The organism is Homoserinimonas flava, assembly GCF_054969005.1.
The window spans coordinates 906765-933322 of record NZ_JBUEQS010000001.1 but is presented as its reverse complement, the minus strand read 5'-3'; the positions used below and the strand labels follow the sequence as shown (position 1 = coordinate 933322).

Genomic DNA, 26558 nt, shown 5'->3' with positions numbered 1-26558 from the left:
GCCATCGGACTCACGGTCCGATGTGAAGCTGTTTAGTTGCCGAAGCCCTTGTAGCGGTTCTTGAACTTCTCGACACGACCGGCCGAGTCCATGATGCGCTGCTTGCCCGTGTAGAACGGGTGCGACTCCGACGAGATCTCGACGTCAATGACCGGGTAGGTGTTGCCGTCTTCCCACTCCATCGTCTTGTCGCTGCCGACGGTGGAGCGCGTCAGGAACGTGGCGCCCGACGCGAGGTCACGGAAGACGACGGGTGCGTACTCGGGGTGAATGCCAGACTTCATGAGGTGATTCCTTGAGTGGATTTCGTTGAACAGGATCTAAGACTGTGGAAACGTCGACGTCGCGACGGCCAGCTGTCTACGATACCAGAAACTCGGCGGCCCGCGCGGTGAAGCGCCCACCGTCGTTGCGCACCTCGAGTGGAAGCCCGAAGGTGTCGCTGAGAAGCTCTGATGTCACGACCTCATTGATGGGCCCGGTCGCGCGGACACCGCCATCGGCGAGCAGCATGGCGTGCGTGAAGCCCACAGGGATCTCCTCGACGTGATGCGTGACCATGACGATCGCTGGAGCTTCGGATGACGACGCGTAGCCACTGAGGAGTTGCAGCAGTTCTTCGCGCGAGCCCACGTCGAGGCTTGCAGCTGGTTCGTCGAGGAGGAGAAGCTCTGGGTCGGTCATGACCGATCGTGCGATCTGCACTCGCTTCTGCTCGCCGTCGCTCAGGTCGCCGAAGCGGCGTTCGGCGAGGTGGCTGAGCTTCCATTCAGAAAGCACGCGCTCGGCCCTACGCGAATCGAGCTCCTCATAGCTCTCAGTCCAGCGACCCGTCACCGAGTAGGCCGCCGTCATGACGACGTCGATCACCCGTTCGTTGCGGGGCAGGCGCCGGGCCATCGCGGTGGAGGCAAAACCGATTCTCGGCCGGAGCTCGAATACGTCAACGCTGCCGAGGCGTGCATCGAGAAGTTGCGCGTCGCCCGATGTCGGGTGGATCAGGGCTGAGGCGAGGAGCAGGAGCGTCGTCTTGCCTGCGCCGTTCGGTCCAAGAATGACCCACCGTTCGTCGCTCTCGACTGTCCAGTCGATGGAGTCGAGGATTGTGTTGCCGTCGCGCACCACGGAAACATCAGAAAGCTGGAGGACGCTGGCCATGAATCAACCCTACCCTCAGGAGTGCCGCCGAAGGCCGTGACACAGCGTGCGTTCAGAGCAGGCTTCGGTAGATCTCTTCTGTGCGTCGTGCAATGCGATCCCAGCCGAACTCCTCTTCGGCCCGTCGGCGCCCAGCAGCGCCCATTCGCGCCGCCGCCTCGGGGTCTGACACCGTCTCGATCAGGGCTCTCGCGAGATCCTCGATGAAGCGCTCAGGGTTGATCGGCGTGCCTGTGCCGTCATCGACCTGCTCGATGGGGACGAGTCGACCGGTGACGCCATCATCGATGACTTCCGGAATGCCCCCGGTTGCCGTGCCCACCACTGGTGCGCCACACGCCATGGCCTCGAGGTTGACGATACCGAGCGGTTCATAGATCGAAGGGCAGACGAATGTCGTCGCCGCGGTGAGCACGGCACAGAGCTCGGGCCGCGGAAGCTGGCGGTCGATCCAGACCACCCCGCTGCGAGCATCCTGAAGCGACTGCACCGCCGCGCGCACCTCTGCCATCAACGCCGGTGTGTCTGGCGCACCGGCACACAGGATGAGCTGCACTTCGCTCGGGAGCTGCGCGGCGGCTTTCAAGAGATACGGCAGCCCCTTTTGTCGGGTGATTCGGCCGACGAACACGACCGATGGCCGATCGGGGTCGATTCCGAGGGCGCGGAGTGCATCGGGGTCGTGCCGGGGCTGCCACGATTCGAGATCGATGCCGTTGTGCACGACGTGCACCCGTTCGGCGTCGATCGTCGGATAGCTGCGCAGGATGTCACGGCGCATGCCATCGCTCACGGCGATCACTGCATCGGCACCGGTGAAGGCGGTCTCTTCGATCCAGCTTGAGACGCGGTAGCCGCCCCCGAGCTGTTCGGCCTTCCACGGACGCAGCGGCTCGAGGCTGTGCGCCGTCACGACATGTGGGATGCCGTGGAGCAGTGATGCAAGATGGCCGGCGCCGTTTGCATACCAGGTGTGGGAGTGCACGACGTCGGAGCCCGCAATGTCTTGGGCGATGGCAAGGTCGACGCCCAGCGTGCTGAGCGCGGGATTGGCGGCCACGAGAGTTTCGGGCACTCGATACGCGGTCACACCGCCTTCGTCACGGTCGGCACCGAAGCATCGGACGTGCACATCGACACTCGAGCGGAGCTCACGAACGAGTTCGGCGACATGGACTCCGGCACCGCCGTAGACCTCTGGCGGATATTCACGGGTGACCACGTCGACTCTCACAGATTGAACGGTAGTACAGCCGGGGGTTCGCGCATACTGTGGAGCCATGGCCTCCCAGAAGATATTCGGAATCGTGCTCGCCGGTGGCGAGGGCAAGCGACTCATGCCCTTGACTGCAGACCGAGCGAAGCCCGCCGTCCCGTTCGCGGGGAACTACCGCCTTATCGACTTCGCTCTCTCGAACCTGATCAACTCAGGCCTTCGGCAGATCGTCGTGCTCACGCAATACAAGTCACACAGCCTCGACCGGCATGTTTCGCAGACCTGGCGGCTCTCTGGCCTCACAAACTCCTATGTCGCGTCAGTGCCGGCGCAACAGCGACTCGGCAAGCGCTGGTTCGCGGGATCTGCTGATGCCATCCTCCAGAGCCTCAACCTCCTGCGCGACGAGAAGCCCGACATCGTCGTTGTGGTCGGTGCCGACCACGTCTACCGCATGGACTTCAGCCAGATGATCGAGGCGCACATCGCCTCGGGAGCCGGTGTCACCGTGGCGGCGATCCGTCAGCCCATCTCGCTCGCCGACCAGTTCGGGGTCATCGAGGTCGACTCGGAGGATCCAACTCGCATCCACGCCTTCCATGAGAAGCCGCAGCATCCGATCGGGCTGCCGGATTCTCCCGAGGAGGTGCTTGCCTCAATGGGCAACTACGTTTTCGACGCCGATGTGCTGATGGATGCTGTGCTGCGTGACGGGGAGCTACCGTCATCGAACCACGACATGGGCGGGGACATCGTGCCCGACTTCGTGTCACGGGGAGATGCCGCGGTCTACGATCTCAACCGGAACGAGGTCCCTGGAGCAACGGATCGCGACCGGTATTACTGGCGCGATGTCGGCACCATCGACTCCTACTACGACGCGCACCGGGACCTCATTTCGGCGCTGCCGGTGTTCAACCTCTATAACCGTACGTGGCCGATCTTCAATCAGCAGTTCAACGCTCCCCCGGCGAAGTTTGTGCGTGATGCGACCGGCAACCTCGGCACGACGATCGATTCGATCGTTTCGCTCGGTTCGCTCCTCTCTGGCGCTCACGTTGAGCGCAGCGTGCTCGGACCTTGGGCGACGATCGATGCCGGGGCCAGAGTGGTGGACTCTATCGTCTTCGACGGTGTGCGGATCGGCCAGGGTGCCGTCGTGCAGCGGGCTATCCTTGACAAAGAAGTCGTTGTCGACGCCGGTGCGACGGTGGGGGTTGACGCTGCAGCCGATCGGGCCCGCGGCTATACCGTTACAGAATCCGGCATCACGGTCGTTGGCAAGGGCATTCACGTCGTCAACTGATCCCCGTGCGCCCGTGGCGCTCCGGCCTCCCGTTTGGATGCAAGCCATGTCACTTCTCGTCGTGCTCGATGTCGACTCGACACTCATCGAGAACGAGGTGATCGAATTGCTTGCGGCTGAGGCCGGCAGCCTCGATCGCGTCGCCGAGGTCACCCTCAGCGCCATGAATGGCGAAATCGACTTTGAGGAGAGCCTGCGGGAGCGCGTCGCGACGCTTGCGGGCCTCCCTGTCGCAGCCATCGCCGCAGTGCGGTCGCGCGTCGTGGTGACGAAAGGGGTGCCAGAGCTTGTCGCGGGGGTGCATGCAGCAGGTGGCCGGATTGGGGTCGTCTCCGGCGGCTTCCATGAGGTGATCGACCCCTTCGCTGCGGATCTCGGGCTCGACTACTGTCGGGCAAACCGCCTCGAGATCGCCGATGGCGTTCTCACCGGGCGAGTCGAGGGTGTCATCATCGACGCAGAGGCAAAAGCCGCGACACTCGCGGAGTGGGCTGCAGATGCCGGGGTTCCCCTTCGCGCGACCGTGTCGATCGGGGATGGTGCGAACGACCTCAAAATGATGGAGATCGCCGGTCTGTCAATCGCATTCGATGCGAAGGCGCCAGTCCGAGGTGCTGCTGATGTCGTGCTCGACATTCGCGACCTCGCCATGGTGCTCCCGGCGATCGGCCTCGCCCCCACCCGCTGACGACAGGTCTCGTCGGCAACTGGCCTGGCTAGTGGCCCATTCCGAGTCCGCCATCCACTGGGATGACCGCGCCACTGATGTAGGCAGCATCGTCGCCAGCAACCCAGGCGATAACTCGTGCGACCTCCTGCGGCGATGCGAAACGAGCTGCGGGAATTGTCGCCTTGTACTGCGCCTGTGTCTCTGCCGGCAGTTCGGCGGTCATGTCCGTCTCGATGAAGCCGGGGGCCACGACATTCGCCGTGATTCCGCGGGAGCCGAGCTCCCGTGTGATCGATCGGGCAAAGCCCACGAGTCCTGCCTTCGACGCCGCGTAGTTCGCCTGGCCGGGACCGCCATACAACCCAACGACGCTCGAGACGAGCACTATACGGCCGAAGCGAGCCTTGAGCATCCCCTTTGACGCACGCTTCACGACGCGGAAAGCGCCCGTGAGGTTGGTTTCCACCACCGAGGTGAAGTCCTCGTCGCTCATGCGCATGAGCAGGGTGTCTTTTGTAATCCCCGCATTCGCAACAACCACTTCGACCGGTCCGAGCTCGGCCTCCACCTGCGTGAAGGCGGCATCGATCGAGGAAGGGTCGGTGACATCGGCGCGAACGGTCAGCGCGCCCGCAGGCCCTTCGCCGGAGCGTGCCGTGACGGCCACCCGATGCCCCTGCGCGATGAACTCTTCGGCGATGGCAAAGCCGATGCCGCGATTGCCCCCGGTCACGAGCACTGTTCTCGTTGTCGTCATCGTGTCGTGTTCCTGCCGTGTCATGGCCGATCGAAGGCCAGCCTGTCGTCGAATCTGCGGGACCACCTGGTTCCGGCAAACTCATACGATCTTAGTCGTAGGCTAGAAGCAGATCCCTCATGGCAAAGCCCCAACCCATCACCTCGCTCCCCCGGTCGCCGGACGACGACCGGCGCGAACGTATGATCCGGTACAGCGTCGCTATGAGCATCCGGCTTGTCTGCATCATCGCGTGCTTCTTCACGCCGGGATGGTGGCTCGTCATTCCTGCAATCGGTGCCATCGTGCTTCCGTATGTCGCCGTCGTTGCTGCGAATGTTTCGGCGACGAGCGGCGGCTCCGTGGAGGCGCCAGATGCACGAGCACTCGTCGTGCGCGAGCCAGAGGGCGGTACGCCGACGTGATCGGTTTTGATGACACCGCGCCGCCGTCGTGCTCGCGGGCTGGCTGTCGTGAAACCGCGACGCGTGCCGTGCAGTGGAGAAACCCAAAGATTCACGCCAGCGACCGCACCAAGATTTGGCTCGCGTGTGACGACCACGATGACTATCTCCGCGACTACCTTGAGGCCCGCGAGTTCCCCGTCGTGGTGACGCCATTTGATCAAGGGGAAGCCTCGGGGGTCGGGTCGTGAGTGGTTGGCGGTTTATCCTCACGTGGCGCTGGGCGGGCTACTTTGCGCTCGTGATTGTTTTCGCGATCATGAGCGTCGGCTTTGGCAACTGGCAGTTCGATCGTCGCGCGGTGTCGCAGCAAGAGATCGCACTCGTTGAAGCTAATTACGATCGTGAACCGGTCGAGCTGCAGCGCGCGCTCGACTCCCTCGACGCCTACAGCGAATCGCAAGAATGGACGCCCGTCGTGCTCGAGGGCACCTATCTGGTCGACGAGGAGATGCTCGTGCGCAACCGCCCCTACGGGGGCAGCCCAGGCTTCGAGGTGCTAACTCCCCTGCTCCTCGACGATGGCACCGTCTTCATTGTCAACCGCGGGTGGGTGCCGACGGGTTCGGAGCAAGACGCTCCCGATGCCGTTCCCGCAGCACCGAGCGGCAGGGTGACCGTCGTCGCCAGACTGACAGCAGGAGAACCAACGCTCCCTGGTCGCAGCTCCCCGGTCGGCACCAACCAGGTCGCCACGATCCATTTGCCGGAGATCGCCGAGAGGCTCGATCTGCCGACGTATACCGCCGCGTACGGCCTCGTGGCGGAACAGGCACCGGAACCTGCCGAGACGCCGATCGTCGAAGCGAAGCCAGAACCCGATGAGGGCCCGCATCTCTCTTATGCGCTGCAGTGGTACGTCTTTGCACTGCTCGCGTTCATCGGGCTCGGCTGGGCGCTCAGGCAGGAGTATCTCGTCGTGAACTCCGAAGACGAGCGGGTGCGGCGCGAGATCGAGCGACGCGAGGCAAAGAAGGCCCTTCGGGCTCCGAGTGACGCAGAAGAAGAGGATGCACTGCTCGACGAAGTTCGATAGCGCTGCGAAGTTCAATAGCGCTGCGAGGTTCGATAACCCAGCGCTGGGTGCACGCGAGTGTACTCAGGCGAGCGAGATGAGTTCTGCGTAGTCGGGGCTCCAGTGGTCTTCGACCCCGTCGGGCAAGATCAGCACCCGCTCCGGGTTGAGGGCTTCGACGGCGCCCTCATCGTGGCTCACGAGCACGACCGCGCCCGCATAGTTCGCGAGAGCATCGAGGATCTCGATTCGGCTTGCCGGGTCGAGGTTGTTTGTGGGCTCATCGAGTAGGAGCACGTTCGCGCCCGACACGACAATCATGGCGAGTGCGAGACGTGTCTTCTCACCGCCGGAGAGCACCCCCGCCAGCTTGTACGAGTCATCCCCGGTGAAGAGGAACGAACCGAGCACCCTGCGCGCCTCCGTCTCGGTGAGATTCGGCGACGACGACACCATGTTCTCAAGCACCGAGCGCTTCACATCGATGGTCTCGTGCTCTTGAGCGTAATAGCCGATGCGAAGGCCGTGGCCAGGCACGACCTGCCCTGTGTCTGGAGCATCCACGCCAGCGAGCATCCGAAGCAGCGTCGTCTTGCCGGCCCCGTTGAAGCCGAGGACGACGACTTTTGACCCGCGATCGATCGCGAGGTCGACCGCCGTGAAGATCTCGAGCGAGCCGTAGCTCTTGCTGAGGTTGTTCGCGGTGAGTGGTGTGCGGCCACAGGGTGCAGGGTCAGGGAACCGGAGTTTTGCGACGCGGTCAGCCGTGCGCACCTCTTCGAGCCCTGAGAGCATCTTCTCGGCGCGACGCACCATTTGGTGCGCGGCCGCAGCCTTGCTCGCTTTGGCACCGAAGCGAGCCGCTTGCTGCTGCAGCACGGTCGCCTTCTTCTCGACGTTGCTGCGCTCTTTCTTGCGACGCTCCTCATCGGCCTCGCGTTGGCGCAGATAGTGCTTCCACCCCATGTTGTAGACGTCGATCATCTGACGATTCGCGTCGAGGTAGAAGACCTTGTTGACGGTCTCGCCGACGAGGTCGATATCGTGACTGATGACAATAAAGCCGCCGCTGTAGCCCTTGAGGAACTCGCGGAGCCACACGACAGAGTCGGCATCGAGGTGGTTCGTGGGTTCGTCAAGAATCATCGTCTCGGCGTCGGAGAAAAGGATGCGCGCCAGTTCGATGCGACGGCGTTGGCCACCGGAGAGCGTCTTGAGCGGTTGATCGAGAATGCGGTCAGGCAGGTTGAGATTGCTCGCAATGGATGCGGCTTCTGCCTCGGCGGCGTATCCGCCAAGCGCATCGAAGCGGTCGGTGAGGCTCGAGTACTTCTTCATCGCTGCGGCGGCGATCGCTGGGTCGTCTGAGCCCATGTCAGCGCTCGTCTGCTGCATTCCGACGACAAGCTGGCCGAGCCCTCTCGCATCGAGGATGCGCGTGCGCGCGAGGTCTTCGGGGTTTCCTGATCGCGGATCCTGTGGCAGGTAGCCGACCTCACCCGTGCGATCGATGCGTCCGCTCGTCGGAACGGTTTCGCCGGCAAGCGTTTTCGTGAGGGTCGTCTTGCCCGCGCCGTTGCGGCCGACAAGGCCAATCTTGTCTCCACGGTCGACACGGAAGGTGACGCCCTCCATGAGCGTGCGAGCTCCTACGCGGATCTCGAGGTCTAGCACGCTGAGCACAGGCAGAGTCCGTTCAATGTCTTCAAGAGAGAAGCGATGGTTAAAGGGGAAAGCACTAGTATATTTGCGTTCTGGCACCTCGACTCTCAGGGGTGATGAGAGGTGACGATGCGTGACCCACGCGACCCACGGGGCTCCGGTGTGCGACGCATCCTCAACGAGCTGAATCGGCGTCGCATCCATGTCGGCCCGCAGACGCTGGCCGACCGGGTCTTCACCCCCGCCCTATTCATGGATCTTGTGCTCATCCTCTGCGGCGCCGCGGTCGTGGCGCAGGCGGGCCAGTTTGTGGTGCCGCTGTGGCCGGTACCGTCAACCGGTCAGATCATCGGCGTCCTGATTGTTGGGTACACCCTCGGTGCGGTTCGCGGGGGCTTGGCACTGATCCTCTATATCGGAATGGGGCTCTCGGGTCTGCCCGTGTTCAACCAGGGTGCGTCGGGCTGGGAGCACTTCGCCGGGCCGACCGGCGGGTATCTTGTCGGCTTTGTTGCGGCGGCTATTCTTGCCGGACTGTGTGCGGGGCGACGGTGGGACCGTCGCTTTTGGAGCAACCTTGCCTGTTCAGCTCTCATCACAGTGCTCGTCTACATCTTCGGCGTCGCGCGCCTGCTGACACTCAACGGCTTCGATCTTTTTCGGGCGCTTCAGGATGGTGTCACGCCCCTCGTGTTTGCGGGCGGCGTCAAGGTGATCGTCACCGCCGCGCTCGTCTCAGCAGCGTGGCATGTCGACATCAGGCTTCACCGAAAGGCCGCCGAAGCCGGCCCGAGACCCACTACGACCAGCCTGCGAGGCTAGGGTGCCCGCGCGGGGCGCCTGAGGCTTGCTAGATCGAGAAGCCGAGCGCTCGCATCATGTCGCGACCATCATCCGTGATTTTCTCTGGGCCCCACGGCGGCATCCAAACCCAGTTGATGCGGAACTGCTCGACGACGCCATCGAGGGCCTGCGCCGTCTCATCCTCGATGACGTCCGTCAGCGGGCAGCCAGCGGAGGTCAACGTCATGCTGATGATGAGGGCGTCGTGTTCCTCATCCCACGTCAGGTCGTAGATGAGCCCGAGATCAACGATGTTGATGCCGAGTTCTGGGTCCATGACCTCTTTGAGCGCCTCTTCGACCTGATCGAAGAGCTTCGGCTCGAGTGCGACAGGCATGCTTCTAGCCTCCGTTCGACCCGGTGAGAAAGCGATCGTAGCCCTCGTTCTCGAGACGATCCGCGAGCTCGGGACCGCCCTGCTCGGCCACGCGGCCGTCGACGAAGACATGAACGAAGTCGGGTGTGATGTAGCGGAGAATGCGCGTGTAGTGGGTGATGAGGAGAAGTCCGAGCCCACTGTCGGCTTTCGCCCGGTTCACACCCTCCGACACAACCTTGAGCGCATCGACGTCGAGACCCGAGTCGGTCTCGTCAAGAACGGCGAAGCGCGGCTTCAGCAGCTCGAGCTGGAGAATCTCGTGACGCTTCTTTTCTCCACCGGAGAAGCCCTCGTTGACATTGCGCTCTGCGAAGGAGGTATCCATGCGGAGATTCGACATCGAGGCACGCACGTCTTTGATCCAGCCGCGGATGGCGGGAGCTTCGCCGTCAATGGCGGTCTTTGCCGTGCGGAGAAAGTTCGTGACGGTAACTCCTGGGATCTCGACCGGGTACTGCATCGCCAAGAAGAGCCCGGCGCGGGCGCGCTCATCCACGCTCATCGCGAGAACGTCTTCACCGTCGAGGCTGATCGAACCGCTGTCGACGCGGTACTTCGGGTGACCGGCAAGGGTGTATGCCAGGGTCGACTTGCCGGAGCCGTTCGGCCCCATGATCGCGTGGATCTCGTCGGACTTGATCGTCAGGTCGACGCCCTTGAGGATCTGCTTGTCGCCTTGTTCTGTCTCGACACTGACGTGGAGATCGGTGATGGTCAATACTGACATTGTGTCAACGCTACTTTCTCTTCGGTCGGCGTTGCCGACCGGATGCTCAGGAGGGGAAGGTCGGAGTCGGGTCGATGAACACGTCGCCATCGACAATCGTGACGGCGAAGACGGGGACGGGCTCGTAGGCCGGAAGGGTGATCGGCTTGCCGGTCGCAAGCGAGAACTGCGAGCCATGTGCCCAGCACTCGAGGGTTTGATCCTCGACGAAGCCCTCGGCCAGTGAGATATCACCGTGAGTGCAGGTGTCGCCGATTGCGTGCACGGCCCCTGACGAGTCCTTGACAACGGCGATTGGCGTGTCGCCGATGAGGACTCGGACCGCAGCGCTCACCGACAGGTCGTCGAGCGCACAAATTCTAACGGTCACTCAGCTCACCGCCAGTTCGGCTTCAATGGCGGCGTCGAGCCGTGACTCGATCTCTGGGATGCCGATCTTCTGGATGACTTCGCCGAGGAAGCCGCGCACGACGAGCCTGCGCGCCTCCTCTTCTGCAATCCCCCGAGCCTGGAGGTAGAAGAGCTGCTCGTCGTCGAATCGTCCGCTCGCGCTGGCGTGGCCTGCACCGAGGATGTCGCCCGTCTCAATCTCGAGGTTCGGCACCGAATCGGCGCGCGCGCCCTCAGAGAGGAGGAGGTTCCGGTTTTGTTCGTAGCTCTCGGTGCCCGTGCCGCGCTGCCCGATGAGCACGTCGCCAATCCACACGGTGTGCGCTCCGTCGCCCTGCAGTGCGCCCTTGTAGGTCACGGTCGACTTCGTATGCGGGCCATCGTGGTTCACAAAGACCTGGTGTTCGATGTGCTGGCCTGCATCTGCGAAGTAGAGCCCGTAGAGCTCGACCTCACCGCGTTCTGCGCCGAGGAGCGCCGTCGGATTGACGCGCACGACGTCGCCACCAAGGGTCACCGTCACGTGCTTGAGCTTCGCCTGACGGCCGATCGTCGCGAACAGGCTTGCGAGGTGCAGAGCCTGATCATTCCATTCCTGCAGAGTCACGACGGTCAGCTCCGCAGAGTCCTCGACGATGATCTCGATGTTCTCGACGAGCTGTGCATCGCCAGTATTCTCGATCACCACGACACCGCGGGTGTTGGCCTTCGCGGTGATGACGGTGTGCGCGGCGCGAGCGGCGGTGCCGAAAGCCGCGCGGGTGATCGTCACCGATGCATCCTCACCCTGCAGGGTGATCGCGAGGGCTTTGTCGAAGGAGCTCCATGCATTGGCAGCTGCGCGATCTTCTGGCGTGCCAGCGGTGCCGATTGACGGGTCATTGCGACCGCGCCAGTCGACTGAGGCGACGCCGTCGGACTGCACGACATGTTCGTACTCGCTGCCGTCGAGCACACCGCTGGTGAGCGCGGAGACCTTGGCCAGCGGCGTGTACTTCCATTCGATGTCGCTCGACGCTGCGGGCTGAAAGTCGGCAACGTCGAACGATGCGAACCGCTCAGCGCGCGACTGCACCGGGGCGAGACCGAGGCCGCCAGCGCTGTGCTGCCTCGAGCCAATCTTGGAATGTTCGAGCGGCGCAGCGCTCGGGGTCTGGACGGATGCTACGGGAACTGACATCTATCCGACAGATCCTTCCATGCCCATTTCGATGAGCTTGTTCAGTTCCATGGCGTACTCCATGGGAAGTTCTCGAGCGATGGGCTCGATGAAGCCGCGGACGATCATAGCCATGGCCTCGTCCTCGGGCATGCCGCGTGACATGAGGTAGAACAGCTGCTCCTCGCTCACGCGGGAGACGGTAGCTTCGTGGCCCATCGTGACATTGTCTTCACGAATGTCGGTGACGGGGTAGGTGTCGGAGCGCGAAATCGTGTCGACGAGCAGCGCATCGCATCGCACGGTGTTCGCGGAATGATGGGCGCCAGCCGCAATGCGGATCTCCCCCCGGTAGCCAGTGCGGCCACCACCGCGCGCGATGGATTTCGACACGATAGACGACTGCGTGTACGGGGCCATGTGCACCATCTTTGCGCCGGCATCCTGGTGCTGGCCGGGGCCGGCGAATGCCACCGAGAGGGTTTCGCCCTTGGCGCGCTCCCCCACCAGGTAGACCGATGGGTACTTCATGGTGACCTTCGAGCCGATGTTGCCGTCGACCCACTCCATCGTTGCGCCCTCGTGTGCGACGGCGCGCTTCGTTACGAGGTTGTAGACGTTGTTCGACCAGTTCTGAATGGTGGTGTAGCGAACCCGTGCGTTCTTCTTGACGATGATTTCGACCACAGCGGAGTGCAGTGAATCCGACTTGTAGATCGGCGCCGTGCAGCCCTCGATGTAGTGCACGTAGCTGCCCTCGTCGGCGATGATCAGCGTGCGTTCGAACTGGCCCATGTTCTCGGTGTTGATGCGAAAGTAGGCCTGCAGCGGGATCTCAACGTGGACTCCCGGAGGGACATAGACGAACGATCCGCCAGACCACACCGACGTGTTCAGCGCGGCGAACTTGTTGTCGCCGGAGGGGATGACGGTGCCGAAGTACTCTTCGAAGAACTCCGGGTGCTCACGAAGCGCCGTGTCAGTGTCCATGAAAATGACACCCTGCGCCTCGAGCTGCTCATTGATCTGGTGATAGACAACCTCGGACTCGTACTGCGCAGCCACGCCGGAGACGAGGCGCTGGCGCTCTGCTTCTGGGATGCCGAGCTTCTCGTACGTGTTCTTGATCTCCTCAGGCAGATCCTCCCAGGTGGCGGCCTGCTGCTCGGTGGAGCGCACGAAGTACTTGATGTTGTCAAAGTCAATGCCGGAAAGATCGGCTCCCCACGACGGCATGGGCTTCTTGTAGAAGAGCGAGAGCGCCTTCAGGCGGTTCTTGAGCATCCACTCCGGTTCATCCTTGAGCGCGGAGATGTCTGCGACGACCTCCGGTGAGATGCCTCTCCGAGCAGAGGCCCCGGCGATATCGGAATCGGACCAGCCGAATTCATAGATACCGAGGCTCGAGAGTTCCGGGCGGTCGATCAGAACTTCTGACATGGCTTACCTCTTATTCCTCACTTGCCACAACGGATGGGCGTGGACGTTCATTCCCGATCTGCTGTGCTGTGATTCGCGATGCGCGGTGAGGCGCAATTCAATGCTCGAGGTGCGTTCGCTCGGAAGACTGACCGGCATCGGATGCCTGTGCAGCCTGCCTAGAATGAACAGGGAAACGGGGGTCACTCCCCCGAATGTCTACGCTGACACCCCGGCATTGGCTGTGTTCCTGAACCAGACAATTCTATAGGGTGCGGCTGCTGATTGGGGAAGGTTGCCAGTGAACCGCCAGAAGACCGCCGAAGGTACCACGATCGCGGGCTCGAGGTGGAGGCTCCCGAGCACCATCGATCGCACCACCAGAGTCTTCGCATGGCTCTCGTTCGCGGCCGAAGTGCTCATCATCGCAACGGGTGGTGCCGTGAGGCTCACCGGCTCAGGGCTCGGCTGCCCCACCTGGCCGAAGTGCACTGCCGACTCCCTCATCTCCACTCCTGAGATGGGCATTCACGGGGTGATCGAGTTCGGCAACCGCACCCTCACGGGGCTCGTCGGCATCCTCGCCCTCATTGTCTTGCTGAGGGTTTGGAAGCTGCGTCACGAGCGCCGCGATCTCTTCCGACTCGCTCTCATTGTCGTGTTCGGCGTGATTGCCCAGGCCATCGTCGGCGGCATCACGGTGCTCACCGGCCTCAACCCCTTCATAGTCGGGTTCCACTACGTCGCGTCCATTGGCCTTGTCTGCATCACCGCCGCGTTCCTTGTGCGGCTCGACGAGACACCAGGACCTCGGAAACTCGCCGTGCCCCGTTGGTATGCCGCAGTGACACACTCAGCAAGCTTCGCCGCCGCAGTGACGATCGTCTTCGGTGTGCTCACAACGGCATCAGGCCCGCATTCCGGCGACGCGGCCGCAGGCCGCACCGGGTTCGACGCGGAGCTGCTGCAGCACGTGCATGCGTGGCCGAGCTACGCGCTGTTCACCATCACGCTTGTGCTTGTCGTCACAGGACGTCGGCTGCGTGTGCCCGGCGCCCGCTGGGTGGTCGGGCTTCTCCTGATTGAGCTCGTGCAGATCGCCGTTGGGCTGTACCAGGCCAGAAGCGGCCTTCCCCCCATCGCGGTTGGCGTGCATATGGTGCTCGCCGCCGTCATGGCGGCGGTGCTCACCGTCGTAGTGCTGCGACTCAAGCGGTCAACCGCGATCGACGAGTCTGCCCTCGCAGCTCCCGGCTCGACGCGCTAGAACGGCAGCAGTGGGTCGACGCCGACGGCGACGAACACGAGGGTGAGATACGTAATCGAGGCATGGAACAGCCGCATTGGCTTTGTCTCCTCGCCCCGGATCGCGCGACCGTAGAGTCGGTGTGACTCGATGATGAACCACGCGCCAGAGGCAATGGCAACGACCGAATAGGTGATGCCCATCGGATGTACGGGGATGAGCAAGAGCGAACATGCGACGGTGGCCCACGCGTACAGGATGGTCTGGAGGCCGACCTGCGCCCGTCCGCGCACGACTGACAGCATCGGCACATTCGCCGCCGCGTAATCAGTGCGGAAGCGCATCGAGAACGGCCAGTAGTGCGGTGGCGTCCACAGGAAGATCACGAGAAACAAAATGGCGGCCGACCAGCTCAGCGACTCGGTGACGGCAGCCCATCCGATGAGCACCGGGAAGCATCCGGCGATACCGCCCCAGATGATGTTCTGCGAGGTTCGCCGTTTGAGGATCAGTGTGTAGACAACGACATAGAAAAAGACCGCCGCTGCCGAAAGCGCGGCAGCGAGCCAGTTCGTAGCAATCCACAGCACGGCGACAGAGAGCACCGTGAGCGCCCACGAGAAGACCAGGGCCTCGCGATCGGAGAGCGCACCCGTGACAAGCGGCCGCGAGCTCGTGCGAGCCATGACGCGATCGATGTCACGATCGATGTAGCAGTTGAACGCTCCGGCCGCACCAGCGCTGAGCGCACCACCGACGAGTGTCCAGAAGAGGAGCCACAGGTTGGGAATGCCGCCTGCCGCGAGAATCATGACGGGGGCCGTTGTCACAAGCAGCAACTCGATCACCCGCGGTTTGGTGAGAGCGAAGTACGCACGGACCTTGGCGATGCCCGTGGCCCGTTCTTGCCGAACGGGGGTGTCTACGACTGCGTCCATCGCTCCTCTAACGGCTGTGCTGTCTCCAACTCCCCAGTCTAGTTCACTCACACTGCGGCTCGTCGCGAGAGAGGTCTTGGCAACATCGTCGATACACCCGCTGTCCCTATACTTGGTGAAGCCTCCCCCCACTGCGAAATGACTCCAATCGTTCCGAAGCAACGTGGCAGACAGCGCGCTCGGAGCCCCGGTGTTGTCGGGTGGCTGCACAACCGATGCGCATCGTTCGACTGCGCACGCAACCTGCGTTAGAAGGGTCAAATTCACGTGGCAGCTCTCCAATGGGATCCCATTGACAACCTTGCAGTTGACACAGCGAGGATCCTCGCAGCTGACGCCGTCGAAAAGGTGGGCAACGGCCACCCAGGAACGGCGATGTCGCTCGCGCCCGCCGCCTACCTGCTGTTCCAGAAGGTCATGCGCCGTGATCCGAGCGACAACGAGTGGATCGGACGCGACCGCTTCATTCTGTCGGCGGGCCACTCATCGCTTACCCAGTACGTGCAGTTCTACCTCGGCGGCTACGGACTCGAACTCGATGACCTCAAGGCGCTCCGAACGTGGGGTTCCAAGACGCCAGGCCATCCAGAATACGGCCACACCGACGGTGTTGAGATCACAACTGGGCCTCTCGGGCAGGGCCTCGCATCCGCCGTCGGATTCGCCTACGCCTCGCGTTTCGAGCGCGGACTGTTTGACCCTGACGCGGCACCGGGCGAGAGCCCCTTCGATCACTTCGTCTACGTCGTCGCGAGTGACGGCGACCTGCAGGAAGGCATTACGAGCGAAGCATCCTCGCTCGCCGGCCACCAGGAGCTCGGCAATCTCGTCGTGATCTATGACAGCAACCAGATCTCGATCGAAGACGACACCGACATCGCCTTCACGGAAGACGTCCACGCGCGCTACGAGTCATACGGCTGGCAAGTGCTGGTCGTCGATTGGAAGAAGACCGGCGACTACCACGAGGACATCGAGGAGCTCAACGCCGCGATTGAGGCGGCGAAGGCCGAGAGGTCGAAGCCGTCGCTCATCATCTTGCGCACCATCATCGGATGGCCGGCACCGAACAAGAAAGACACCGGCAAGATTCACGGATCGGCGCTTGGCGCCGAGGAGCTCGCCGCGACCAAGGTGATCCTCGGCTTCGACCCCGAGAAGACGTTTGAGGTCTCCGATGAGGTCATCACGCACACCCGCAAGGCCGTTGAACGCGGCCAGGCGCAGCACGCAGAGTGGAAGATCGGTTTCGACGCGTGGTCCGCCGCGAACCCCGAGCGCAAAGCGCTGCTCGACCGAGTGCTCAAGGGTGAACTGCCCGACGGTATCGATGATGCTCTGCCCGTCTTCGAAGCAGGCAAGGCCGTGTCGACCCGCGCGGCATCGGGCAAGGTGCTCGGCGCCCTCGGAGCCGTCATCCCGGAGTTGTGGGGCGGGTCTGCCGACCTCGCGGAATCCAACCTCACGACGATCGCCGGCGGCGCATCATTCGTGCCAGCGCACCGCTCGACCGAAGAATGGACAGGCAACCCCTACGGGCGCGTCCTGCACTTCGGGATCCGTGAACACGCGATGGCGGCGATCTTGAACGGCATCGTGCTGCACGGCAACACGCGGCCCTTCGGTGGCACGTTCCTCATCTTCAGCGACTACATGCGTCCGGCGGTTCGACTCGCTGCCCTCATGAAGGCACCGGCCATCTATGTCTGGACACACGACTCAGTCGCGCTTGGCGAAGACGGACCGACCCACCAGCCGATCGAGCAGCTCTCAACCCTCCGCGCGATCCCGGGCCTTGACATCGTTCGTCCCGCCGACGCCAACGAGGTTGCCTGGGCGTGGAAGTCGATCCTGCAGCGTCGCGAAGGGCCAGCAGGCATCGCGCTCACTCGTCAGAACATCCCGGTGTTCGAACGTGGTGACGGCGATGCCGACGGCGACACCTTCGCTTCGGCACGCAACGTTGCTAAGGGTGCCTATGTGCTTGCGGAGGCACCGGGCGGCACGCCCGACGTCATCTTCATCGCCACGGGATCCGAGGTCCAGATCGCGGTCGAGGCTCGCGAGGTGCTTCGCAAGGACGGCGTGAACGCTCGTGTCGTGTCGGTGCCGTGCCTCGAATGGTTCGAAGAGCAGGATGCTGAGTACCGCGAGTCGGTGCTCCCGTCGTCGGTTCGCGCCCGCGTGTCGATCGAAGCTGGAATCAACTTGACCTGGCGTCAGTACCTTGGCGATGCAGGCCGCAGCGTTTCGATCGAACACTTCGGCGCTTCCGCCGACTACCAGACGCTGTTCCGCGAGTTCGGCATGACGACCGAACACGCCGTCGCCGCCGCGCACGACTCACTCAGCGCAGTCTGATCGCCAGAGCGGTCACGATATGAACCTGGCCGTTCCCACCCCCCGTACAGAAGCCAAGCGGAAGATGAATCCATGACGAATAGCCCCCTTGCCGAACTCTCCGCCGCCGGCGTGAGCATCTGGCTCGACGACCTCTCGCGTGAACGGATCACGTCGGGAGCGCTGCTCCGACTGCTCGATGACCGTCACGTTGTGGGGGTGACAACGAACCCCACAATCTTCGCGAGCGCGCTCGCGAAGGGCGCGGCGTACGACGAGCAGGTCGCCATCCTCTCCCGTGGCGGTTCGGATGTCACTGCATCCGTCTTCGAGATCACGACGCACGACGTCGCCTCCGGCTGTGACATCCTGCGCCCCGTCTACGACGCCACTGATGGACAGGACGGCCGAGTGTCGATTGAGGTCGAACCCGGCCTCGCGCACGACGCGGCAGGCACGATCACTCAGGGTCGCGAGCTGTGGGAGAAGGTCGATCGCCCGAACGCGATGATCAAAGTGCCGGCGACCGTCGAAGGCCTCGAGGCCATCACGGCGCTCACCGCCTCCGGAATCAGCGTCAACGTCACCCTCATTTTCAGCCTGGAGCGCTACCGTGAGGTCATCAACGCCTACCTCACGGGGCTTGAGCAGGCGCGCGCGAATGGCGTCGACCTTTCGAGCATCCGCTCTGTGGCGTCATTCTTCGTCTCGCGGGTCGATACCGAGATCGACCGACGACTCGAGGAGATCGGCACGGAAAAGGCGCTCGCGCTCAAGAGCAAAGCCGGCATCGCCAACGCGCGCCTCGCCTATCAAGTGTTCGAGCAGTCGTTTGACACCGAGCGCGCGAAGGGCCTTCTCGCTGCCGGTGCGAACATCCAGCGTCCTCTCTGGGCATCGACGGGCGTGAAAGACCCAGCTGTGCCGGACACCGCTTATGTTGTCGAACTTGTTGCGCCGAACGTGGTGAACACCATGCCGGAGAAGACCATGGAGGCGACGTTCGATCACGGCGTCATTCGAGGCGACACCATTACGGGGGCCTACCACGAAGCGAACGAAGTTCTCGACGAGATCGACGCGCTCGGCATCTCGTACGACGAGGTCACGGCGCTGCTCGAATCCGAGGGCGTCGACAAGTTCATCGTGTCGTGGAACGAACTTCTCGACACCGTGAGCGCAGCACTCGAGGCTGCACGGTGAGTTTCGACATCACCGTGAGCGGGGCCGCCGCTGAGGCGGTCGCCAGGGTTGTGCCTCAGCTCGTGAGCGACCTCGTCGCCTCACGCATCACGGCGCAGGATCCGACGCTGTGGGGACAGAGCGCTGAAGAGGAAGCCGAACGCCGTCTCGGGTGGACGGAGGCCGTCGTCGTCTCCGAAGGACTCGTCGATGACATCATCGCCCTCCGCGATCACCTTCGCGGCAATGGCGTCGACCACATCGTGCTCGGCGGCATGGGGGGCTCGTCACTCGCGCCGGAGGTCATCACGCGAACGGCCGGGGTGCCCCTCACGGTGCTTGACGCGACCGACCCAACGCAGATCGCCGACGCGCTGCAGCACCGTCTCTCGTCGACCGCTGTCGTGATCTCTTCGAAGTCGGGCTCGACCGTCGAGACCGACAGTCAAAAGCGAATCTACGAGCACGCATTCCGTGAGGCAGGTATCGACCCCGTCGGCCGGATCGTGATCGTCACCGACCCAGGGTCACCGCTCGATGAGTCCGCGCGCGCCGATGGGTATCGCGTGTTCAATGCTGACCCAAACGTGGGAGGTCGGTACTCGGCACTCACGGCGTTCGGCCTCGTCCCATCCGGTCTCGCCGGTGTCGACATCGCGGCCCTGCTCGATGAGGCATCCTCCGTCGCCGGTCGACTCGCGGTCGACCACCCAGACAACCCCGGGCTCATCCTCGGTGCCGCGATGGCCGCAACCCGCCCGCTCCGCGACAAGCTCGCGATCGTGCCCGACGGCACCTACATTGTCGGGTTCGCCGACTGGGCCGAGCAACTCATCGCAGAATCAACGGGCAAGGACGGGAAGGGCATCCTCCCCGTCGTGCTCGGCATTGACTCCCCCGAGCTCTCCACCAGGGCCGACGACGTGCAGATCGTGCGGCTCGTCGAGGGCGCCCGTGAGACGCGTGACGTGGTCGAGGGCGAGATTGAAATCAGCGGCACCCTCGGCGCGCAACTGCTCGTCTGGGAGTATGCGACTGCGGTTGCGGGTCGCTTGCTTGGCATCAACCCCTTCGACCAGCCTGACGTCGAGTCCGCGAAGATCGCCACTCGCGGGTTGCTCGACGATCGACCCGAACCGAGCGCCCCCGCCTTCGTGGCCGACGGCATCGAAGTTCGTGGATCGAGCGAAGCCCTCGTGGGATCGACCGTACCGGACGTCGTGTCGGCTCTCTTACGGCTCGTCCCCGGTGACGGGTACATCGCAATCCAGGCCTACCTCAACCGATTCGCCCACGCTGAACTCGAGTCGTTGCGCGACGCTATTGCCGAGCGCACGGGACGGCCGACCACCTTCGGCTGGGGCCCGCGCTTCCTCCACTCCACCGGCCAGTACCACAAGGGTGGCCCGGCGAACGGTGTGTTCCTTCAGATTGTCGCCACCGGTGAGCAGGATCTCGCAATACCCGACCGCCCGTTCACATTCGGACAGCTTCTGCAGGCACAGGCCGCGGGCGATGCCGCCGTGCTCGAATCACACGGGCGCCCGGTGCTGACGCTCTCACTCACCGATGCGAGGCGCGGCGTTGCCACGCTCGTGGACGCAATCAGCTGATGCCCGTCGAGATCACTCCAGATTTCAATCCGCTTCGCCTCCCCAACGATCGACGTCTCAACCGAATCGCCGGTCCCAGTGCGCTGATCATCTTCGGTGTCACGGGTGACCTCTCCCGCAAGAAGCTCATGCCGGCCGTGTACGACCTCGCGAACCGCGGTCTCCTGCCACCAGGATTCGGCCTCGTGGGGTTCGCGCGTCGGGAGTGGGACGATCAAGACTTCGAGAAAGAAGTGCACGACGCGGTCAAACAGTACGCACGCACACCGTTCGACGAGGACGTCTGGAAGCAGTTGGCGCAGGGCATCCGCTTCGTGCAGGGCGAGTTCGATGACGACGCCGCGTTCGAAACGCTCAAGCAGACACTCGACGAGCTCGATAGCGAGCGGGGCACGATGGGCAATCACGCCTTTTACCTTTCAATCCCGCCGAAGTCGTTCCCCGTCGTCACGGAGCAGCTTCGCCGCTCCGGCCTCGCAGAGCAGCGCGATGGCAAATGGCGCAGGGTGGTTATCGAGAAACCGTTCGGCAGTGACCTCACCACCGCGCGTAAACTCAATGCCGTCGTGGAGTCCGTCTTCCCAGCCGACTCGGTATTCCGTATCGATCACTATCTCGGCAAAGAGACGGTGCAAAACATCCTTGCGTTGCGATTCGCGAACCAGCTCTATGAGCCGCTGTGGAACGCACACTTCGTCGACCACGTGCAGATCACGATGGCCGAGGACATCGGGGTCGGCGGTCGCGCGGGATACTACGACGGCATCGGTGCCGCCCGTGACGTCATACAGAATCATCTTCTGCAACTCCTCGCCCTCACCGCGATGGAAGAGCCCGTGTCGTTCAACGCGAGCGACCTCCGCGCCGAGAAAGAGAAAATCCTCTCTGCGGTGACGCTCCCCGACGACCTCGCGAGTGCAACCGCGCGGGGCCAGTACAGCTCAGGGTGGCAGGGCGGCCAGAAAGTCGAGGGTTTCCTCGAAGAGGACGGGATGAACCCGGAGTCGACGACCGAGACGTATGCGGCCATCCGACTTGACATCGGCACACGCCGCTGGGCAGGGGTGCCCTTCTACTTGCGAGCGGGCAAGCGCCTCGGTCGCCGCGTCACCGAAATCGCCGTCGTCTTCAAGAGGGCGCCGCAAAATCTTTTCGCGGCCGATCAGACCGCAGCCCTCGGGCAGAACGCCCTCGTAATCCGCGTGCAACCAGATGAAGGCGTCACCATCCGCTTCGGGTCCAAAGTGCCAGGAGCGGGCATGCAGGTGCGTGACGTGACGATGGACTTTGGCTACGGTCACGCCTTCACCGAGGCGAGCCCGGAAGCCTATGAGAGGCTCATCCTCGACGTGCTGCTCGGCGATCCGCCGCTCTTCCCGCGGCATGAAGAAGTCGAGCTCTCGTGGAAGATTCTCGACCCGATTGAAGAGTTCTGGGAGACCCAGGGCAGCCCAGAACAGTACCGACCGGGAACGTGGGGTCCGGCATCCGCTGACGAGCTTCTCGCGCGTGACGGCCGGCAATGGAGACGACCATGATCGTTGATCTGCCAGACACCACCACGAGTGCTATCTCGAAGACACTGGTGAATATTCGTGAGGAGGGCGGGGCTGTAGCACTTGGCCGCGTGCTCACGCTCGTGATCGCGACAGACATCGGCTCGGAAGAGCAGGCAATTGAGGCCGCTAACGAAGCGTCGAGAGAACACCCGATGCGCGTCATCGTGGTCTCCACCTCAGATAATCCATCGAGCGAATCCGCGCGCGTCGATGCGCAAATCCGGGTCGGCGGTGACGCCGGCGCAAGCGAGGTCATCGTGGTTAAGGCCTACGGTGAGAACGCGTTCAACGAAGAGAGCCTGGTCATGGGCCTCCTGCTGCCAGACGCGCCCGTCGTTGCGTGGTGGCCGGGGCGCACGCCGGCTGTCGTCTCCGAATCCGCCATCGGGCGCATTGCGCAGCGACGCATCACGGATGCCGCGTCGCAGGCCAACCCTTCAGGCTTCCTTCGCGAACTGAGTGGCACCTACGCCCCCGGCGATACCGATTTCGCGTGGACGCGGCTCACCCTGTGGCGCGCGCAGATCGCCGCAGTGCTCGATCAGCCGCCATTCGAATCTGTCACGGCAGCGCACGTCACGGGCTCGTCAGGCTCCCCCTCGACGCTTCTGCTCGCGGCCTGGCTGCAACGTCAGCTCGACGTCGCCGTCACAGTTGACCTGACGAGGTCAGGTGATCACGGCATCGGCGGAGTGACGCTCACTCGCGCATCCGGAGAGATCACCCTCGAACGCACCCATGTCCCGGTTGCAACGCTGACACAGCCGGGCCAGCCGGTGCACGACATTTCGCTGCCGCGGAGGGGTCTGCGCGACTGTCTTGCTGAGGAGCTTCGCAGGCTCGGTCCCGACGTGCTCTTCGGTGATGTGCTTCAGGACGGACTCGTACACCTTCGCGCATCCGAACCCGAGGAGTAGCCGTGCCAGAGACCATTGTCGTCGTCGAGCCAAGCAAGGATGCGCTCATCGATGTCGTGGCGAGGCAGTTCGTCGCCACCGTCGTGGACTTGCAGTCGCAGAACGACTTCGTCCACGTGTGCCTCACGGGAGGATCGGTGGGCATCGCGGTGCTCGCCGCCGTTGCACGACCAGAGGTGAGCGACACCATCGACTGGAGCCGCATCCACTTCTGGTGGGGAGATGAGCGTTGGGTGCCCGCCGGGCATGCCGATCGCAACGATCAGCAGGCGGCGGAGGCTCTCCTTGATCATGTTCCTGTGCCCGCCGCACACGTCCACCGCTTCCCCTCGGATGACGGTCTCCCGCTCGAGATTGCCGCGCAACACTACGCCGCCGAGCTCAAGACCCATGCGGGCGATGGTGCGGACGCGCCGGAGTTTGACATCACCTTTCTCGGGGTTGGGCCCGACGGCCACATCGCTTCCCTGTTTCCGCATCACGCGCAGGTAGATTCCACAGACGCGGTTGTCGCCGTGCGCGACTCACCGAAGCCGCCGCCGGAGCGGTTGAGCCTTACTCTCCCGGTACTCAACGGTTCCGTTCGGATCTGGCTGGCAGTTGCTGGCGCCGACAAAGCGTCCGCGGTCGGCCTTGCGCTGGCGGGAGCCAGCCGGAACCTGGTGCCGGTCGCGGGAGTGCAGGCGCAAGAAGAGACCATCTTCTTCATGGACACTGATGCCGCTGCGGATGTTCCGCGCGACCTCCTCGCGGAGGGGCGCCGTTAGCGCTGCGTCTCAATAACGCTGCCACTCGCGATCAATCATGACCGCGGAGGGTCTACTGTGTTACGGACCCGCGGCGCGCACGAAGCTGCGTGAGTGCCTCTTCAAGAAGTGCGACGGCCTCTTCTTCGGTGCGGCGCTCCTTCACGTAAGCAAGGTGCGTCTTGTACGGCTCGAGCTTGGCAACCTGCGGTGGGTTCTCGCGGTCACGTCCGGCGGGTGCGCCACAGTTCGGGCAGTCGAGCTGCTCCGGAATCTCTTCCGGCTCGATCGTGGCGAGAAAGTACGGGCTCAGCTGGTGGCCACTCCCGCACCAGTAGTGCACCTGGATGCGCTCGGCATGAAAGCCACGATCCTGCTCGCCCATGGGACCTGCTCCAACACGGGAACCACGAATTGCACTGCCGCCTGACGCCACGGTTACTCCTAGATTGCCGAGTCGAACTTAGTGATGAGACCGAGCACGACGATGCACGTAACCCAAATGAGTCCAAGGATCACGGTAAAACGGTTGAGGTTGCGCTCAGCAACTCCCGATGCTCCAAGGTTGGATGTTACCCCACCACCGAACATGTCGGAGAGTCCGCCACCGCGGCCCTTGTGAAGCAGGATGAGCAGTGTCAGCAGGAGGCTGGTGATGCCCAGCACCACCTGAAGCACGACCTGAAGAATTTGCACGTAAAGCCTTTCGGTGGATGCGCGCCGGCGCGAATGAGGCGCCTTCGGGAGCGCGGAAGCCGTAGATCAGTATAGCCCGACGGTTCCGCGCCCGCGCGGCGCTGAGATCAAGTCCCGACGTGGGCCTTAAACCGGCAGATGTTTGCGAACTCTTGCACGTCGAGACTTGCTCCGCCGACGAGAGCCCCGTCGACATTCGCCTGCCGCATGAACGAAGCAATGTTGGAGGACTTGACCGAGCCGCCGTAGAGGATGCGTGTCGCGGCCGCGGCATCATCGCCCAGTTTCTCGGCGATGACGGCCCGAAGGGCTTCCGCTACCTGCTCGGCCTGCTCCGGGGTTGCCGCCTGACCGGAACCGATCGCCCACACCGGCTCATAGGCCACGACGATGTCAGATCCTGCGGGCAGGCTCTCCAGCGCGACCGTAAGCTGCGCCACCGGCACAGCGCTCGGGCCGTGCTCAGCGAGGTCATCGGCAGTCTCTCCGACGCAGATGATGGGCACGAGGCCGTGCTTTAGCGCGGCAAGCGCTTTCGCACCGACCTGTTCGTCGGTCTCCCGATGCAGTGTGCGACGCTCCGAGTGACCAATGATCACGTAGGCGCAGTCGAGTGCCTTGAGAAACGCGCCCGAGATTTCGCCCGTGTAGGCGCCGGAGTCGTGGGCCGACACATCTTGAGCGCCGAACTGCAGGTGCAGCTTGTCGGCCGAGATGAGTGTCTGCACGGAGCGGAGATCGGTGAATGGCGGGAACACCGCGACATCGACCTCGCTGTAGTCGAATCGTGCATCCTTGAGGCTCCAGGCGAGCTTCTGCACGACGGCGATTGCTTGCAAATGGTCGAGATTCATCTTCCAGTTGCCTGCGATGAGCGGGGTGCGTCCCGCTCGCTGTGTCACTGCCATCCGAGGACCTCCAGTCCTGGCAGTGACGAGCCTTCAAGGAACTCGAGGCTCGCGCCACCACCGGTAGAAATGTGACCGAACTGGTCATCGTTGAAATCAAGTGCACGGACCGCTGCGGCCGAGTCGCCACCCCCGACGACAGAGAGGCCGTCCACCTTCGTGAGCGCCTCTGCGACGGCGCGCGTGCCGTTCGCGAAGGGTGCGAGCTCGAAGACACCCATCGGTCCGTTCCAGAACACTGTGCGCGAGCCCCGAATGACCTCGGCAAAGCGGAGCGCCGTGTCAGGGCCGATGTCGAGCCCGAGGCCAGCAGAGCCCCATGGGGTCGACTCGATCGAGTCCGCGCTGGCAACCTGATGCTCGGCATCTGCGCCGAAGTGTGACGCCACGACAGTGTCGGTGGGCACAATGATTTCGACCCCGAGTCGCTCAGCCTCTGCCAGGTAGCCGCGAACCGTCTCGAGTTGGTCGACCTCGAGCAGGCTCGAGCCGACTTTGTGCCCCTGCGCGGCAAGGAAGGTGAACATCATGCCGCCACCGATGAGGAGCGTGTTGACGCGCGGCAGGAGGTGGCCGATCACGCCGAGCTTGTCTGACACCTTGGAGCCTCCGAGCACCACGGTGTACGGGCTTTCGGGCCGTGCCGTCAGGCGATCGAGCACATCGAGTTCTGCCTCAATGAGCAGACCGGCAGCACTCGGCAGCGCCTTCGCAAGCTCGAAGACGCTCGCCTGCTGGCGGTGGACGACCCCGAAGCCGTCAGACACGAACGCGTCACCGTAGGCGGCGAGCCTCGCCGCAAAGGAGGCGCGTTCGGCGTCACTCTTCGAGGTCTCTTCCGGGTTGAACCGGAGATTCTCAAGAAGGGCGATCTCACCAGGTGCAAGTGCTGCGACCGTTGCAGTGGCCGAGTCACCGACCGTGTCGGTGGCGAACGCGACGGGCCGATCGAGCAGTTCGCCGAGCCGTGTGGCGACCGGGGCGAGGCTGTATTTTGCTTCGGGCACGCCCTTCGGTCGGCCCAGGTGCGAGACCACGACGACCTTCGCTCCCCCATCGAGAAGACGGCGAAGCGTCGCGACGGAGGCGCGAATGCGACCGTCATCGGTGATTCGGCCATCATCGAGCGGCACATTGAGATCGCAGCGGACAATCACCGTCGCGCCGGCGACATCGCCGAGTGAATCAAGGGTTCGAAGGGTCATTGGTGATCTGTCTCCGCGTTGCTGGTTGGATCGGCTGGCGCACACAGGGGTGGACGGCACTGCG

Annotated in this window: 28 protein-coding genes; 13 read left to right on the top strand and 15 right to left on the bottom strand. The window is 63.4% G+C overall.

The window, feature by feature from the left end; genetic code table 11:
* Nucleotides 1-32 precede the first annotated feature (32 nt).
* From ACY48M_RS04425 to glgA, 3 genes are all read right to left on the bottom strand, one after another.
* Nucleotides 33-284, bottom strand: coding sequence for a type B 50S ribosomal protein L31 (locus ACY48M_RS04425; protein WP_462819015.1), 252 nt, complete (start codon nucleotides 282-284; stop codon nucleotides 33-35).
* A gap of 76 nt (nucleotides 285-360) precedes the next feature.
* Nucleotides 361-1158: an ABC transporter ATP-binding protein gene (locus ACY48M_RS04420; protein WP_462819014.1), complete on the bottom strand. Its 798-nt coding sequence runs from the start codon at nucleotides 1156-1158 to the stop codon at nucleotides 361-363.
* A gap of 52 nt (nucleotides 1159-1210) precedes the next feature.
* Complete coding sequence (gene glgA, locus ACY48M_RS04415; protein WP_462819013.1) at nucleotides 1211-2392, bottom strand: glycogen synthase; 1182 nt, start codon at nucleotides 2390-2392, stop codon at nucleotides 1211-1213.
* A 46-nt stretch (nucleotides 2393-2438) separates the two neighbouring features.
* Here glgA and glgC point away from each other — a divergent pair, with 46 nt between their 5' ends.
* Entirely contained in the window at nucleotides 2439-3680 is a 1242-nt protein-coding gene (gene glgC / locus ACY48M_RS04410; protein ID WP_462819012.1) for a glucose-1-phosphate adenylyltransferase, read from the top strand.
* 37 nt (nucleotides 3681-3717) lie between these two features.
* The gene (gene serB / locus ACY48M_RS04405; protein ID WP_462819011.1) at nucleotides 3718-4368 is read left to right on the top strand and encodes a phosphoserine phosphatase SerB; all 651 of its coding nucleotides are present in this window, start codon (nucleotides 3718-3720) and stop codon (nucleotides 4366-4368) included.
* A gap of 28 nt (nucleotides 4369-4396) precedes the next feature.
* On the opposite strand, the gene fabG is transcribed toward serB, so the two are convergent.
* Entirely contained in the window at nucleotides 4397-5107 is a 711-nt protein-coding gene (gene fabG, locus ACY48M_RS04400; RefSeq protein WP_462819010.1) for a 3-oxoacyl-ACP reductase FabG, read from the bottom strand.
* A gap of 119 nt (nucleotides 5108-5226) precedes the next feature.
* On the opposite strand from fabG, the gene ACY48M_RS04395 reads away from it, so the two are divergent.
* The 3 genes from ACY48M_RS04395 (at nucleotide 5227) to ACY48M_RS04385 (ending at nucleotide 6586) form a co-directional block, all read left to right on the top strand.
* A complete protein-coding gene (locus ACY48M_RS04395; RefSeq protein WP_462819009.1) occupies nucleotides 5227-5511 on the top strand; it encodes a DUF3099 domain-containing protein in 285 nt (94 codons plus the stop codon).
* 68 nt (nucleotides 5512-5579) lie between these two features.
* Complete coding sequence (locus ACY48M_RS04390) at nucleotides 5580-5741, top strand: hypothetical protein (protein ID WP_462819008.1); 162 nt, start codon at nucleotides 5580-5582, stop codon at nucleotides 5739-5741.
* Complete coding sequence (locus ACY48M_RS04385; protein WP_462819007.1) at nucleotides 5738-6586, top strand: SURF1 family cytochrome oxidase biogenesis protein; 849 nt, start codon at nucleotides 5738-5740, stop codon at nucleotides 6584-6586. The genes ACY48M_RS04390 and ACY48M_RS04385 overlap by 4 nt, the downstream gene beginning before the upstream one ends.
* A 63-nt stretch (nucleotides 6587-6649) precedes the next feature.
* Here the strand turns inward: ACY48M_RS04385 and ACY48M_RS04380 are convergent, their stop codons facing one another.
* The gene (locus ACY48M_RS04380) at nucleotides 6650-8248 is read right to left on the bottom strand and encodes an ABC-F family ATP-binding cassette domain-containing protein (protein WP_462819006.1); all 1599 of its coding nucleotides are present in this window, start codon (nucleotides 8246-8248) and stop codon (nucleotides 6650-6652) included.
* A gap of 108 nt (nucleotides 8249-8356) precedes the next feature.
* Here ACY48M_RS04380 and ACY48M_RS04375 point away from each other — a divergent pair, with 108 nt between their 5' ends.
* Nucleotides 8357-9049, top strand: coding sequence for a biotin transporter BioY (locus tag ACY48M_RS04375; RefSeq protein ID WP_462819005.1), 693 nt, complete (start codon nucleotides 8357-8359; stop codon nucleotides 9047-9049).
* Nucleotides 9050-9077: 28 nt separating this feature from the next.
* On the opposite strand, the gene ACY48M_RS04370 is transcribed toward ACY48M_RS04375, so the two are convergent.
* From ACY48M_RS04370 to sufB, 5 genes are read right to left on the bottom strand one after another with little or no spacing between them, the layout of a single operon-like run.
* A complete protein-coding gene (locus ACY48M_RS04370; RefSeq protein WP_462819004.1) occupies nucleotides 9078-9407 on the bottom strand; it encodes a metal-sulfur cluster assembly factor in 330 nt (109 codons plus the stop codon).
* Nucleotides 9408-9411: 4 nt separating this feature from the next.
* Nucleotides 9412-10176, bottom strand: a complete 765-nt coding sequence (sufC, locus tag ACY48M_RS04365; RefSeq protein ID WP_462819003.1) for a Fe-S cluster assembly ATPase SufC — start codon at nucleotides 10174-10176, stop codon at nucleotides 9412-9414.
* Nucleotides 10177-10222: 46 nt separating this feature from the next.
* Nucleotides 10223-10546, bottom strand: a complete 324-nt coding sequence (locus ACY48M_RS04360) for a non-heme iron oxygenase ferredoxin subunit (protein ID WP_462819002.1) — start codon at nucleotides 10544-10546, stop codon at nucleotides 10223-10225.
* Nucleotides 10547-11746 carry a Fe-S cluster assembly protein SufD gene (sufD, locus tag ACY48M_RS04355; protein WP_462819001.1) on the bottom strand — a complete coding sequence of 400 codons (1200 nt, stop codon included), beginning with the start codon at nucleotides 11744-11746 and terminating at the stop codon, nucleotides 10547-10549.
* Nucleotides 11747-13165 (bottom strand): Fe-S cluster assembly protein SufB, encoded by a 1419-nt coding sequence (gene sufB / locus ACY48M_RS04350; protein WP_462819000.1) that lies wholly within the window; start codon nucleotides 13163-13165, stop codon nucleotides 11747-11749.
* A gap of 280 nt (nucleotides 13166-13445) precedes the next feature.
* On the opposite strand from sufB, the gene ACY48M_RS04345 reads away from it, so the two are divergent.
* Complete coding sequence (locus ACY48M_RS04345; protein WP_462818999.1) at nucleotides 13446-14411, top strand: COX15/CtaA family protein; 966 nt, start codon at nucleotides 13446-13448, stop codon at nucleotides 14409-14411.
* Here the strand turns inward: ACY48M_RS04345 and ACY48M_RS04340 are convergent.
* Entirely contained in the window at nucleotides 14408-15328 is a 921-nt protein-coding gene (locus ACY48M_RS04340; RefSeq protein WP_462818998.1) for a heme o synthase, read from the bottom strand. The two genes, ACY48M_RS04345 and ACY48M_RS04340, sit on opposite strands and share 4 nt — an antisense overlap.
* Before the next feature lie 267 nt (nucleotides 15329-15595).
* Here ACY48M_RS04340 and tkt point away from each other — a divergent pair, with 267 nt between their 5' ends.
* The 6 genes from tkt (at nucleotide 15596) to pgl (ending at nucleotide 23706) form a co-directional block, all read left to right on the top strand.
* Nucleotides 15596-17689 (top strand): transketolase, encoded by a 2094-nt coding sequence (gene tkt / locus ACY48M_RS04335; protein ID WP_462818997.1) that lies wholly within the window; start codon nucleotides 15596-15598, stop codon nucleotides 17687-17689.
* Between the two features lie 72 nt (nucleotides 17690-17761).
* A complete protein-coding gene (gene tal, locus ACY48M_RS04330) occupies nucleotides 17762-18871 on the top strand; it encodes a transaldolase (RefSeq protein WP_462818996.1) in 1110 nt (369 codons plus the stop codon).
* Nucleotides 18868-20463 (top strand): glucose-6-phosphate isomerase, encoded by a 1596-nt coding sequence (locus ACY48M_RS04325; RefSeq protein WP_462818995.1) that lies wholly within the window; start codon nucleotides 18868-18870, stop codon nucleotides 20461-20463. Before tal ends, ACY48M_RS04325 begins: the two co-directional genes overlap by 4 nt.
* Complete coding sequence (gene zwf, locus ACY48M_RS04320) at nucleotides 20463-22001, top strand: glucose-6-phosphate dehydrogenase (protein WP_462818994.1); 1539 nt, start codon at nucleotides 20463-20465, stop codon at nucleotides 21999-22001. The genes ACY48M_RS04325 and zwf overlap by 1 nt, the downstream gene beginning before the upstream one ends.
* Complete coding sequence (locus tag ACY48M_RS04315) at nucleotides 21998-22939, top strand: glucose-6-phosphate dehydrogenase assembly protein OpcA (RefSeq protein ID WP_462818993.1); 942 nt, start codon at nucleotides 21998-22000, stop codon at nucleotides 22937-22939. Before zwf ends, ACY48M_RS04315 begins: the two co-directional genes overlap by 4 nt.
* A 2-nt stretch (nucleotides 22940-22941) precedes the next feature.
* Nucleotides 22942-23706, top strand: a complete 765-nt coding sequence (pgl, locus tag ACY48M_RS04310) for a 6-phosphogluconolactonase (protein WP_462818992.1) — start codon at nucleotides 22942-22944, stop codon at nucleotides 23704-23706.
* Between the two features lie 52 nt (nucleotides 23707-23758).
* On the opposite strand, the gene ACY48M_RS04305 is transcribed toward pgl, so the two are convergent.
* From ACY48M_RS04305 to ACY48M_RS04290, 4 genes are all read right to left on the bottom strand, one after another.
* The gene (locus ACY48M_RS04305; protein ID WP_462818991.1) at nucleotides 23759-24121 is read right to left on the bottom strand and encodes an RNA polymerase-binding protein RbpA; all 363 of its coding nucleotides are present in this window, start codon (nucleotides 24119-24121) and stop codon (nucleotides 23759-23761) included.
* 8 nt (nucleotides 24122-24129) lie between these two features.
* On the bottom strand, nucleotides 24130-24381 hold the full coding sequence (gene secG, locus ACY48M_RS04300; protein ID WP_462818990.1) for a preprotein translocase subunit SecG: 252 nt from the start codon (nucleotides 24379-24381) through the stop codon (nucleotides 24130-24132).
* A gap of 107 nt (nucleotides 24382-24488) precedes the next feature.
* Complete coding sequence (gene tpiA, locus ACY48M_RS04295) at nucleotides 24489-25289, bottom strand: triose-phosphate isomerase (protein WP_462818989.1); 801 nt, start codon at nucleotides 25287-25289, stop codon at nucleotides 24489-24491.
* Nucleotides 25280-26494, bottom strand: coding sequence for a phosphoglycerate kinase (locus tag ACY48M_RS04290; protein ID WP_462818988.1), 1215 nt, complete (start codon nucleotides 26492-26494; stop codon nucleotides 25280-25282). Before ACY48M_RS04290 ends, tpiA begins: the two co-directional genes overlap by 10 nt.
* Nucleotides 26495-26558: the final 64 nt, after the last annotated feature.